Genomic DNA, 13,019 nt, shown 5'->3' with positions numbered 1-13,019 from the left:
TCAGCCAATTCCACAGACCAAAAAGAGCAATATCTGTCACACCTCATGCATCATCGATAGGTGGGGCCGTTTCGCGGGTATGCTGGGGACCGTGATGACCGTGCACAAGCTCAGTGCCGGCGACGGATACACGTACTACACACGTGAAGTCGCCAGCGGTGATGAGCTGCGCGCGAAGGGCCGCGAACTGGGTGATTACTACACCGTGGACGGCAACCCGCCGGGACAATGGCGCGGGGCCGGTGTGCACCATCTGGGGGTCTCCGGGGAAGTCACCGAAACCCAAATGGCGGCACTTTTCGGAAATGGTTTGCACCCTAACGCCGCGGAAATGCTGAAGGAAGACCCCAAAGCGGATGTCTCCCTGGGCCAGAAGTACCGTCAGGCCAATCAGAAGGACAGTGAGCTTCAGGCGCGGATCAGCCGCGCCACCGGTGACTACAAGCGCATGAATCACCGCGAACCTGATGCGGACAACCGGCGCCTGATCCGCACGAAAGAAGGGGCCAAATACTTCCGGGAGCTCAACGGAAGAAACCCTTCCGACAAGGAAGAGTTGGGCAGGTTCATCACGGCCCAAACCAAGCCAGCGACCCAGACCGTCGCCGGATACGACCTTGTATTTGCTCCAGCAAAATCAGCGTCCGTCCTGTGGGCCATTGGCGGAGACGAGGCCCGTAAGCAGATCGAAGCGGCCCACAATGAGGCCATCGAAGAAACCATGGGCTACCTCGAAAAGGAAGCCACGTTTACCCGTAGAGGACGTAACGGCGTCCGCCAGGAGGATGTGGACGGTGGCCTGATCTATACCAAGTTCCGTCACTACGATTCCCGTAACGGGGATCCTCAGCTGCACGATCACATCGTGGTTTCCAACAAGGTTCTTGGTGCGGATGGTAAGTGGTCCAGCCTCGACGGACGGCTGCTGTACCAGTTCAATGTGGCTGCCTCGGAAATGTACAACCGGCTCGTCATGGAGAAGATCTGCGCCCGCCTGGGTGTCGGTCTGACCGAACGCAAAGTCAACGGCGACCGTCCGGTCATTGAGATCGCCGGCGTCAATGTTGCAGCCATCGAAGCTGCCTCGTCACGGCGGGAAGGCATCAAGCCCGTGATTGATGAACTGACGAAAGAGTTCATTGAAAAGCACGGCTACGCACCCAACAAGAAGCAACTGATCGCCCTCGCCCAGCAGGCAACTCTGGACACCCGTCCGGCGAAGAAGGATGCCCGACAACTGTCCGTTCTGGTTGATGAATGGACGACCGAATTAGGGGCGCTGCCGGGCGTTGTTACCGGCCCGGCCGCCGTCGAGAACGCACGCGAACATCGGCATGACGCGCGTGAACAGGCCGAGAAGGACCAGCCTTTGTGGATGGTTGCCCACGCTGACGAGCTTGATCCCGCCGTCGAAGCGCAGGGCGTCATCGAACGTCTGGAACGCAGCCGAGGTGTCTGGGGAGAGCACCACATCAGGGCCGAAGCAACCAGACGGCTGGGTTCCCGGCTCGGTGAGATGCCTATCCCCGCGGCGCTGCTGGAACAAGTCGTGGCACGCGCAACTGACCAGTTTTCACTGCGCATCACACCCGAAACGCCTACCCCTGAAATCGACGCACTGCGCTTGTCCAACGGTGCTTCGAAGTACGGAAAACCGCACTCCACCCTGTACACATCAGCAGGGATCCTCCACAGCGAAGACCGGCTGCTGACCGCCGCACAGAGCAGTGTCATTCCCGCCGCGACAGTCGATTCCTTCGACGCCGCGTTGGCACGCCAGGATAAGACCTTCGACGCCGGGCAGCTGCGCATGGCCAGAGAGTTTGCTTGCAGCGACCGGCTGCTGCTCGTCGGCGTCGGACCGGCCGGTGCGGGCAAAACCACAGCACTGAAGCTTGCCGCTGACACCATCCGGGAAGCCGGCGGGCGGGTCTTCGGTCTGGCCCCCACCGCCGTGGCCGCTGCCGTGATGGGAACCGAACTGGGAGCCACGGCGACCACCATCGACTCCTTCGTTCTCGCCCACACAACAGGGGCGAATGACGAGAAGACCACACCCCAGCCCGGTGACGTCATCATCATTGACGAGGCCGGGATGGTGGGTACGGAGTTGTTCGCCTCGGCAGTGACCATTGCAGAACAGCACGGCGCTGTCGTGCGCGCACTCGGTGATGATCAGCAGCTTTCAGCGGTGGGATCAGGCGGCGCGCTGCGGCTATTGAAGAACACCGTCGGGGCCGTGCATCTGGAAGACCTGCACCGGTTCAGGAACGCTGACGGCACCCCGAACGAGGCAGAAGCGGAAGCCACTCTGGCCCTCCGCGAACCTCCGCTCAACGGGGTCGATGACCCGTGGACCTTCTACCGGGAGAACCGCCGCGTTGTCGGTGGCGACGCCGAGACCATGACGTCCCAGGTGTTCGAGGCGTGGCAGAAAGACACCAACGCCGGCAAACATTCCATCATGATGGCGTTCGACAATGCCACCGTCACGGACTTGAACGCCCGTGCCCAGGCGTACCGGATCGCCACCGGAGAACTGGATTCCACGACCCCGGCAGCCATGCTCCGTGACGGGCTGACCGCCCGCGCCGGGGACATCATCGTCACCCGTGAGAACAACCGTCGCCTGTCCACCAACAGGGGCAAGGACTTCGTCAAAAACAACGACGTGTGGAATGTTCTCGGTGCCCACGAGGACGGGTCCTTGACCGTCCGCCACGGCAGCCACCAAGGCACTGTCACTCTCCCGGCCGACTACGTGCGCGGGAAAACGATGCTCGGATACGCGGCAACCATCCACCGCACCCAGGGAGTCACGTGCGACACCGTGCACGCCCTGATCAGCTCTGGACTGTCCCGCGCGCTGGCCTATGTCGCCGCTTCCCGCGGCCGTTTTTCCAACAAGCTCTACGGCATTGTTGCTGAGGGAGAAACCATGGAGGACGTACTGAGTGCGGTGGCCGCCAACCATGACGGGAACCTGACCGCGCACGAACAGATGGACGCCGCCCGCGCCCAAGCCCGATCGCTGCCGGAAATGTCCGAGCAGTACAGAGACATTGACGTCCAAGCCAACGAACTGCGCATGGCGAACATCGCCCGCCGCGAACTTGGCGAAGGCGTGGCAGGGACGTTCACGAAGTCCACTGCCTGGGGAGCAGTCTCCACGCACCTGCGCGCGGCCGAGAACGAAGGTTTCAACCTCGTCACCTTGCTCAAAGACAGCGTGAACGAGGAAGACTTCGGCGCGGCCGAGGATCCCACCGCGGTTCTTGCATGGCGGGTTGAGGACCGCCTTGACCGGTGGCGTTCACGCGCGGCAGATCCCGGCCGCCGTCCCCTGGAATCAATCACTGACGAGGCGCTCGAACGGCTCGACCGTCGCGCAGTTGGTCAGCTGATGCGCGCCAAGGCAGAAGCAGCGCGCACACCAGGTGCTGAAACTCCGGACCGGAAAGACCTCGTCCGTAACTGGATGGCCGAACGGAAAAACACGCCGTGGCAGCGGCGCCTGCACGGCCACCTCAGCGACGATGACCTGGCCACACGCCTGCGCACCGCACAGGAGCAAGGACGCACGGACACGACCGTCAACAACCCCGCGGCCACGCGGAAAGCACAATGGCTGGCAGCATCCCTGCACAAGGAACAATCCCTCCGTCAACTGATGAACCCCGAAGCCCGCGCCGACGAAACCTACGAACGCGGCGCGCTGACCAACTACCGCCGGGACGAGACGGCGCCCAAGGTGCAAGCAGCCGCGCAGGTCCACCGCAGGATCCGCGCCGAAATCGAACTACGCCGTCAACTGCCCGCGCCCGTCAGCCCGCAAGCTGCAGTTGACCGGTTGCCGGCATGGATGGCACCAGCGGACGTCGCAAACCACGAAGACACCCCGGCCCTGTGGCGGAAGGAACTTAGCCAGCGCCGGGAGACCATGTCCACCGAAGTCACCCGGCTCGGTGCCCAGCTCGCGGCCCAACCTCCAACCTGGGCAGTTGCCCTTGGACCGGTGCCGTCCGACCCTGCGCGGCAGGACCAGTGGCGGACCCTCGCCGTGGAAATCTCCACCTACCGGGACATCTACCGGATCCCGGCCAGCGAATCTGCCCCCGTGCCCAAGGACCACCAACACAAGGGCCTCGGGTCAGAACTGACCGCCCGAGTCACCGCCATGCACAAATACACGGCCCAGACCGCCAAGGATCCCCTGTCCGCAGCAGACGCATCCCTGATGGCCGAAGCCGCCCACGTGGAGGCCGCCGTTAAGGAGACCCCGACACCGGCAGAAGAAGTCGTGGATCACCTGCAGCAGGCCCGTGGCGCGGAAGCGCAGCTGAGCCCGGCACAGGAACGTGCCGAACGACTGGCCGAACTAGCCCGCAAGGTCCGCCAGAACCGGGCAGACCGGCCCGGCGGACAGTCCGAGACCCAAAGCGCGGAAGCAGTCCAGGAAGCCCTTGACCAGCTCAAGGCCCGCCGCGAACAGGAGAAAGAACAAGCGAAGAAGACCGGCCCGGACTTTGCCGAGAAACTCGCCGCCGTCCGGCGCGCAGCGCAGCCAAACGGCACCCCATCCGCGGTCGAAAACCTCCGCCAGGAACAAGCAGACGCGAAAGCCGCCGAAGAACGTCGCAGCCGCGACCAGCCAGGTCCGGGCACCGGTCCGGAACAAGGCCCCCGCGGACCGCGCCTGTAGGCTGGCTTGACTAGACGGGCAGGCCCGGCAAGCGGCATGACCAACGCAGCGGTGGGTCTCTAGCGGAGTCGTAATGCCGATCATCCGCAAGAGAGTCTTTGCGAGTAGTGTCTCTTGCCCGACCGAAAGGCAATTGTCCAGACACTGTCTGGACAATTGAAATTTTGAGCGTCAGTGGTGGCCGCTAGGGTGGATTCATGAACCAGATCGAGCCGGACCTACCCGAAGATTATGTAGCCGCCCTCACGACCCTCAAAGGTCTGGTGCGGGACGCGAAACTCAGGGCCCAGCAGGTGGTCAACAGTGCGATGATCGAGCTGTATTGGAACATCGGACGGACGATCCTGGAACGGCAGGCGAACGAATCCTGGGGCAGTAAGGTCCTAGACAGGCTTGCACGTGACTTAAGGGCGGAGTTTCCGCACATGAGGGGATTTTCCCGGACGAACGTCTACAACATGCGCGCGTTCGCGGCCGCGTGGAACGGGCCTGAACCAATTGTCCAGACACCGTCTGGACAATTGAGCTGGAGCCATAACGTAGCGCTCTTGAACAAACTCAAAGACCACGAACTGCGCCGCTGGTACGCCGCCAGGGCGGTCCAGCACGGCTGGTCGGTTGCCGCTCTTGAACACCAGATCCTCACCGGGCTTCACACCCGAACTGGGGCAGCACCGAATAACTTGGAAGCGCGCCTTCCGGGCGAAGGAACCGATCTGGCACAGGCTGTGGCCAAGGACCCCCTCGTGCTGGATTTTCTGGGCCTTACCGAAGAAGCCCAAGAACACGCTATCGAAGAGGCCATGACCCTGCGGATGGCTCAAACACTGGCCGAGTTTGGCCCCGGTTTCGCTTTCATCGGCCGGCAGTATCCACTCGACGTTGATGGAGATGACTTCTTCATCGATCTTCTGCTGTATCACGTGCCTTCGGACCGTTACGTTGTGGTTGAACTTAAAGCAGGGAAGTTCAAGCCTGAACACCTGGGGCAGCTGAACTTCTACGTCGCAGCGGTCAACGACATGCTGCGCCTACCGCGACAGGCGCCCACCGTTGGCATCCTTGTCTGCGGGTCGCGGAACGAGCGAACCGTCCGATACGCACTCGACGGATCCGCCCAGCCGCTCACGGTCACCTCGTACACCTACGAAGCGCTCCCGGCCGACGAAAAGGAAACCCTACCCTCCCCGGCCGCAATTACCGCTGCGCTCGAACACGACCCCGCCGACGCAGTCGAAGCCTGATTACTGCACCAGCGGGCTGCCGGCGGCACGACGAGTACGCTGCGGGGGAGTGCCGGGTGCTGCACTACCCAGAGAACAGCCGCAGGTGATCTATGAGCCATGGCAACGAGCCTGTCGAGTCGCCTCACGCCGATAAGCACCCATATGTCGCGATGAAGGTGGAAGTGTCAGGTTGGATTCAAGGTTTCCTCAAGCTGCTGTCCATGAAAGAGATTCAGACCCTAATCTGACGAGGTTTCCACCCGCCCCAGGACGTCAGGTTGGGGTGTACCGGAACCGGAAACTTAGCTCCACGCCCATCTCCATCGGAGCGGATAGCTCCCGTATTGAGAGTGCTCCGTCGCCTTTGGTTGACATTCCTAATACGGTTTGCAGCCCTGTCGCCGGCTTCCTTAGTGGTTTTTCAGGAGGCGTTCGACGCGTGGTTTGACTTCGGTGGCTAGCAGGGTGATTGATTCGAGGAGGTGTTCGTGGGGCACGCCGCCGATGTCCATTTGCAGGAAGTGCCGCATATGACCGAGGTGGCCGTGCAGGTCGACGATGCGTTGGGCGATTTCGTCGGGGGCGCCGACGTAGTAGGCCCGGGGCGCTTCTACGAGTGCATCGAAGTGGCTCATCTCCGGGGCAGGCCAGCCGCGCAGCTTGCCCATTTCGATGTTGAGGTTGTGCCATCCGGGGTAGAAACGTTCAGTCGCTTCCTTCTTGGTCGGGGCGATTAGGCCGAACGCACCCACGGAGATCTTGATATTTTCTCCGCTGTGCCCGGCCTGGGCGGCGGATGACCGATACAGCTTGGCCAGGGGAGCGAACCTGGACGGGGTGCCGCCGATGATGCCGTAGGAGACGGGCAGGCCCAGCATTCCGGCGCGGGCCGAGGAGGGTGCGCTGCCGCCGGTTCCCAGCCAGATGGGCAGCCGGCGGTGGACGGGACGAGGAACAACGGCAAGGTCAGCCAGCGCGGGCCGGGCTGTGCCTGCCCAGCTGACGCGGGCGTCGTCGTCGGCGTTGTTGATGGTCATCAGCAGGTCGAGCTTTTCGGCGTAGAGCTGGTCGTAGTCCTGCCGCTCATATCCGAACAGGGGGTAGGACTCGGCGGAAGAGCCGCGGCCGGCGGTGAGTTCCACTCTCCCGCCGCCGGATACCGCGTCAGCTATTGCGAACTGCTGGAATACCCGGACCGGGTCGTCGGTGCTGAGTACGCTCACGGAACTGCCGAGGATGATCTGCCTAGTCACGCCTGCGGCGGCGGCGACCATGGCCCCCGGGGAGGAAGCCGGCATGTCCGCGGTGTGGTGCTCGCCGACGCCGAAGTAGTCCAGTCCGGTCTGGTCGGCCAGGACGATGGCTTCGTGGAGGTTGCGGATGGCCTCCGCGGTGGGGCGGAGGCCCCCGTCGGGGTTGCGCTGGGTGTCGCCGAAGCTGTAGACGCCGAGTTCCATGGAGCTTCCTTAGGCCTGTGATCCGGCGGCAGTTCCCTGCAGAATGAGGCCGGTGGCGTTCGTGCGGGCGGCGTCGAAGCGTTTGGCGCCGGCCACGTAGGTGGCGTGGTGCTCGCTGTGGTGCAGTTCCATGATCCTTGCGGAGATCTGGGGTTCCAATGCGGCGTAGTCATAGTCGAGGTCGGGCAGTACGTAGGTGTTCATGGTTCTTCCTTAGTGTTCAGAACGTGGGGAATGATACGTGCGTGAATGCCTCGCCTACTTGCCGGTCAGGAGGCGTTCGACGCGGGGTTTGACCTCGGTGGCGAGCAGGGTGAGGGATTCGAGGAAGTGCTCCTGTGGCAGGCCGCCGATGTCCATTTGCAGGAAGTGGCGCATGTGACCCATGTGCCCATGCAGGTCGGCGATGCGCTTGGCGATTTCGTCCGGGGCGCCGACGTAGTATGCGCCGGGGAACTCCGTCTGCGCCAGGAACTGGCGCTTGTCCGGTGCGGGCCAGCCTCGGAGCTTTCCCATTTCGATGTTGAGGTTGTACCACCCGGGGTAGAAGCGTTCCAGCGCTTCTTTCTTGGTTGTGGCGATGAGTCCGAGGGCAGCGACGGAGACCTTGATGTTCTCGCCGGTGTGTCCTGCCTGTGCGGCGGTCTGCCGGTAGAGGTCGGCGAGCGGGGCGAACCTGGCTGGAGCTCCGCCGAGGATGCCGTACGAAATGGGCAGGCCAAGCTTTCCGGCGCGGACCGAGGACGGGGCGCTGCCGCCGGTCGCGAGCCAGAGGGGCAGGGGACCGTTGACCGGACGGGGCACGACGGCCAGGTCGTGAAGATCAGGCCGGACGGTCCCGGACCAGGTGATGTTTTCGGTTTTGCTGTTATTAATGGTCATCAGCAGGTCGAGTTTTTCGGCGTAGAGCCGGTCGTAGTCGTTCAGATCGTAGCCGAAGAGCGGGAACGTCTCCACGGAGGATCCGCGGCCGGCGGTGATTTCCACCCGGCCACCCCCGGAGACGGCATCGGCGGTGGCGAACTGCTGGAACACCCGTACCGGGTCGTCGGTGCTGATGATGCTCGCGCCGCTGCCGAGCTTGATCTGCTTCGTTGCCGCGGCCGCGGCCGCGATCACAGCACCCGGGGAAGATGCAGGCATGTCTAGGGTGTGGTGCTCTCCCACGCCGAAGTAATCCAGCCCGGTCTGGTCGGCCAGGAGCATCGCCTCGAGGAGGTTGCTAATGGCCTCGGCGGTGGGCCGAAGGCTTCCGTCGGGGTTGCGTGGGGTGTCGCCGAAACTGTAAGCGCCGAGTTCCATTATGTTCTCCTGATTGCAGTGCTCTGGTTGTTGAATGCAGGGGTTCAGGCCCGGACGGGTTCGCGGTCTGCGGCGAGGATTGACCGGAGCTGTGTTGCCGAGTGGCTGCCGTTGAAGATCTCGGTGCCGGGCTGGAAGGCCCGTCCGGATTCGAGCGGACCCGCGTCCACCGTGTCGTAGCCAATGCGATCAATGAAGGCCGCCACGAGGGCCTTCGCATCGTCACTGCCACCGGCCAGGGCCAGAGCACGCCGGTTTTCGGAACCCGGCAGCCTGCCATCCTCCTCGAGGTCGTGGTAGCCGATGTGATTGAGAGTCTTCACGATTTCTGAGCCGGACAGGTAGGCCCGGACGATTTCGCTGCTCGTCCTGTCATCGTTCTCGAAGCCGTCGATCTCCCCGTCGATGGGCGCCCAGTGGTTCATCGCGTCGATGACAGTCCGGCCGGCCAGAAGATCAGGGTCGAGCGTGCGGTACTTGTGCAGAGGTACAGCCACGACGACGATGTCCGCCCCCGCCGCTTCGGCGGCCGTGACGGCCACCGCGCCGGGGGTGATGATCTCCACCAGCAGCGCGATTTCGTCCGCCGGCTTTGAGGTTGCGATCTTCACGTCGTAGCCAGCTTTGAGAGCCTGACGGGCGACGGCGGTTCCGACCCGGCCGGCCCCGAGGATTCCAATCGTCCGGGCCTCTGCCGGCTGGTGCTGCTCAACGCTCATGCTGCTGGTCCTCCCTAATTAATATATGTTGTTTCACAGACTATATTCCTCACAGAACATCTGCGCAACTTCACGTTTGGCGGTATGATGTGTTCATGACCGAAAGCACAACCACCCATCGCGGCACACATACGGCATCCGTTCCAGGAGATCTGGGCTGGCACCTCGGCATGGTGCTGCGCGGCTACCAGACCCGCTTCGAGGCTGCTGTTGACCAGATGCCGGCCGGCATCCGCGGCTTCCAGGTGCTGTCGTCCGTTGTGCACAAAGATCCGCCGAACCAGCAGGCCCTCGGATCCCACCTGGCCATCGATAGGACCGTCCTAACCTACTTACTGGACACTCTTGTGGACGCCGGCGTCGTCGAACGTATCGCCGACCCATCAGACCGTAGGGCTCGGAAAATCATCGCCACCGAAAGCGGGCGGCAGTTGCTGGCCGCATACGAGGAACGTGTCGCGGCAGCCGAAGCCGACCTTCTCGCTGGGATTGAAGAGCAGGACGCCCAGGCCCTTGGTGTCCTGATTAGTCAGTTAGCCAAGAACGTTCATCGCGCCCACCCCGGCGCCAACCCCTGCGAAGCCATGGACAACGTCTAGCAGCGCTTCTCGCACGTCGCGGTCATCCGCTTACGCGGCAATTTGCCGCAGGCCCGTTGTGCACGGGAATGGGGACCTAGGAAGGTGCTGCCGTCTGGCGTTTCGAGTTCGGTCCACCATGCGGGCGGCGTCCGCACCGCATTAATAAGCCTCGTGGAGTCCCTCACACCGGCGGCCGGTTCCGGCCCGTAGCGTAACCAAACTGCGCTGCGCGGCGCGATCACTGCAACAGCGGCGGGGGCTGCCGGCCGCGTCATTGCGCCTTTCCGCCTGGTCTTCGCGTTGCAGAAGGCAAAGTGCTGCGGGTTCCTTGGTCCAGGCTGAGTCGACTTGCGGGCATGGCAACGGCGGAGAGAACTAAGAGGAAGGGGGAGGCAAACGACGTTTCAAACATGATTTGGGTATCCTGCATATGCCCACAAAATGAGCGCCAAGCGAGGCGGGGAATGTCCTTGTGAGGGTCACGGTACCCTTGGCGGAATTGGGACCTGATGGAGCATCGATCGCGCCGCAGGACGCGCATTCTCGAGGATATGATCGCGGTGTTCTTGAACGTTGCAGACGGTCATGCATACGTCCTGGACATGCCTTGCGGGACCGTTCAAGTCACCTTGCCGGCGCCAGGTCGATGGACGCATGCAACAACTGATGGTGTCCTTCATTTAGCGTCATCTCCGGTGACCCGGGAATCCGCAGAAGGGCCGTGCACCCCGGGGGAACGGTAGCCTGAACAGCCAGCTTGTCTCCATCAAGCTCCCAGTGGACCGATGCCTCACCAAACGGAGTTGCGAGGTCGGTCTTGGCCCACGTGATCCTCCCGCCGGGGCGTGGCTCGATGAGGAACTTGCGATATCCTGCTTCGATTGGTGACATACCTCCGACGACCCGGTGCATCCAGTCGCCGACAGCTCCGAAGGCATAGTGATTGAAACTCGTCATCTCGCCGGGGTTGATGCTGCCGTCCGGAAGCATGGAGTCCCAACGCTCCCAAATGGTAGTCGCACCCATCGTGACCGGGTACAGCCATGAGGGGCATTCCCGTTCGAGGAGCAGCCGGTACGCGGAATCTAGGTGGCCCGTGTCAGAAAGTGCTCCGGTGATAAAAGGCGTTCCGGCGAATCCAGTGGTGATGTGATAGCCAGCCGAAGCGACGAGTTCCGCCAGCCGGTCTCCGGCTCTCTGGCGCTCCGCCTGGTCGAGGAGTTCGAAGGCGATGGCCAGCGCGTACACTGTCGGCGCATCACTTTGGATGCGGCCGCGGGAGACATAGTGCTCGTTGAAGGCGGCGCGGATCCGATGGCTGAGGGCTTCGAATTCTGATGCGTCATCGGCCCGGCCGAGCACCCTGGCGGCCTTCGCAGCGATGCTTGCGGAGCGGAATACGCAGGCTGTTGCGACTACGTTTGGGTCAGCTTTGGCGTTCATCGGGGCCTCGGGCGGTGCCGTGGGGTCTAGCCAGTCGCCAAGCTGGAGTCCGCTCTCGAGCAGGCCTCGATCCGAAATTGCCCGGGCGATGCGGCGTCCGTATTCGGCCATCGACTGGTATTGCTGTCTCAAGGCCGCTTCGTCGCCGTAGGCCTGCCATGAAGCCCAAGGAACCCAGCATGCTGCGTCATTCCATAAAGCGAAAATGTGATCGTCTGTGGTCTCCGTGCCCTCAGGTACCGGGATGGTCTCGTACTTCATATTGTCGGGTATGACCATGGGGATGGCGCCTCCCGTGTTCTTTTGTTCTGCTGCCAAGTCCAGCAGCCAATCCTGCAGAAAGTGGTTGACGTCGAAGAGGAAGACGGCCGTGGAGGCAAACGCGGCGAGGTCTCCCGTCCACCCCATGCGTTCGTTCCGCTGCGGGCAGTCCGTGGGGACGTCAAGGAAGTTTCCTCGCATGCCCCACACGATGTTGGAGTGCAGTTGATTCAGAAGTGGTTCCGAGCAGGAGAAGAATCCAGTGCGTTTCATGTCCGAGCTGATTACGACGGCTTGAACGGCGGAGGCAAGTTCATCATGATTACCTTTCCAGCCGGTGACCTCTGCATATCTGAAGCCATGGAAAGTGAACGTTGGTTCGAAAGTATCGGCCCCACCGCTGAGGGTGTAGGTGTCGGTGGCCCGGGCCAGGCGGAGTGGACGGACTCCTAGCTCACCGTTTTCGAGGACCTCGGCGTGTCGGAGTGTGATGACGTCACCCACGGTTCCCTGGACGCGCAGCCTGATCCAGCCCACGAGATTCTGTCCGAAGTCGATCAGCGTCGCGCCAGAGTCAGATTGCCAGATGCGTTGCGGTTGGATGGTTTCCTGTCGGCGTACGGGCGGCCCTATGTAGGGGGTCAGGCGGCTCTGGTCGAAGTCGACTACGCGTACACCGGTCCATCCTTCCGGTGCCGGTCCCGGCTTGGACCACGTTGGATCGATGAGGCGCGCGTCAATGCTCTGGCCGTTGTAGAGGTCGTCCGCCGTGATCGGGCTTGGTCCGGACTCCCAAGACTCATCGGTGGCGACTGTTTCCGCGAAGCCGTCGGCGTAGGTGAGGCGCAGTTCCAGAAAGGCTGCCCGTTGTTCTCCGTAGAGGGCTTTCTTGCCCGTGAAGCCCAGGTGGCCGGTGTGCCAGCCGTTCCCGATGGAAATCCCGATCACGGAGGTGGGCTCGACAAGGTTCGTAACGTCCCATCGGGCGTAACGAAGCCTCCACTCGTAACTGCTCCACCCAGGCGTGAGGACATCGCTCGATACGATATGGCCGTTAAGGAAGACCTCGCAAAGTCCCAGCGCGGTGGCGACGATTTCGGCTTTGGTCAGGGGACCGTGGTCTTCGGACAGGCTGAATGAGCGACGGAGCAGCGGTGCACAGTCACGGTCCATATCAGCCGCGATCATGCGTGCGGTCCATTCTTGATCAGTCATTCTGGAGCTCTCTCGTAAGTAGGGCCGACGGAAACTGGAGACTTTGGGGATCGGCTGGGTATTGGTTGATAGTGTGCTCAACCCCCACCATGGCTGTTGTGGCTGGCGCCGAA

The 13,019-nt window shown here is 62.6% G+C and carries 7 protein-coding genes and 1 pseudogene; 3 read left to right on the top strand and 5 right to left on the bottom strand.

All coding sequences use genetic code 11. From position 1 onward, the window contains the following. Positions 1-94 precede the first annotated feature (94 nt). Both mobF and ACSSVG_RS23625 read left to right on the top strand, forming a co-directional pair. Positions 95-4,702 carry a MobF family relaxase gene (gene mobF / locus ACSSVG_RS23630; protein WP_492419563.1) on the top strand — a complete coding sequence of 1,536 codons (4,608 nt, stop codon included), beginning with the start codon at positions 95-97 and terminating at the stop codon, positions 4,700-4,702. Positions 4,703-4,899: 197 nt separating this feature from the next. Beyond that, positions 4,900-5,946, top strand: a complete 1,047-nt coding sequence (locus tag ACSSVG_RS23625; protein WP_492419561.1) for a PDDEXK nuclease domain-containing protein — start codon at positions 4,900-4,902, stop codon at positions 5,944-5,946. Between the two features lie 392 nt (positions 5,947-6,338). Here ACSSVG_RS23625 and ACSSVG_RS23620 read toward each other — a convergent pair whose 3' ends face one another. From ACSSVG_RS23620 to ACSSVG_RS23605, 4 genes and pseudogenes are all read right to left on the bottom strand, one after another. Next, the gene (locus ACSSVG_RS23620; RefSeq protein WP_492419559.1) at positions 6,339-7,385 is read right to left on the bottom strand and encodes an LLM class flavin-dependent oxidoreductase; all 1,047 of its coding nucleotides are present in this window, start codon (positions 7,383-7,385) and stop codon (positions 6,339-6,341) included. Between the two features lie 84 nt (positions 7,386-7,469). Continuing rightward, positions 7,470-7,589: pseudogene (locus ACSSVG_RS23615) on the bottom strand (superoxide dismutase); the annotation flags it as partial. Between the two features lie 54 nt (positions 7,590-7,643). Next, entirely contained in the window at positions 7,644-8,687 is a 1,044-nt protein-coding gene (locus ACSSVG_RS23610) for an LLM class flavin-dependent oxidoreductase (RefSeq protein WP_492419557.1), read from the bottom strand. Between the two features lie 44 nt (positions 8,688-8,731). After that, complete coding sequence (locus ACSSVG_RS23605; protein ID WP_492419555.1) at positions 8,732-9,406, bottom strand: NADPH-dependent F420 reductase; 675 nt, start codon at positions 9,404-9,406, stop codon at positions 8,732-8,734. Between the two features lie 95 nt (positions 9,407-9,501). Here ACSSVG_RS23605 and ACSSVG_RS23600 point away from each other — a divergent pair, with 95 nt between their 5' ends. Next, a complete protein-coding gene (locus tag ACSSVG_RS23600; protein ID WP_492419553.1) occupies positions 9,502-10,005 on the top strand; it encodes a MarR family winged helix-turn-helix transcriptional regulator in 504 nt (167 codons plus the stop codon). 606 nt (positions 10,006-10,611) lie between these two features. Here ACSSVG_RS23600 and ACSSVG_RS23595 read toward each other — a convergent pair. Next, complete coding sequence (locus ACSSVG_RS23595) at positions 10,612-12,906, bottom strand: alpha-L-rhamnosidase (protein WP_492419551.1); 2,295 nt, start codon at positions 12,904-12,906, stop codon at positions 10,612-10,614. Positions 12,907-13,019: the final 113 nt, after the last annotated feature.

The sequence above is a fragment of the Paenarthrobacter sp. E2MeOHC11 genome, assembly GCF_058744955.1.
This window is presented reverse-complemented; position numbering and strand designations above follow the sequence as displayed.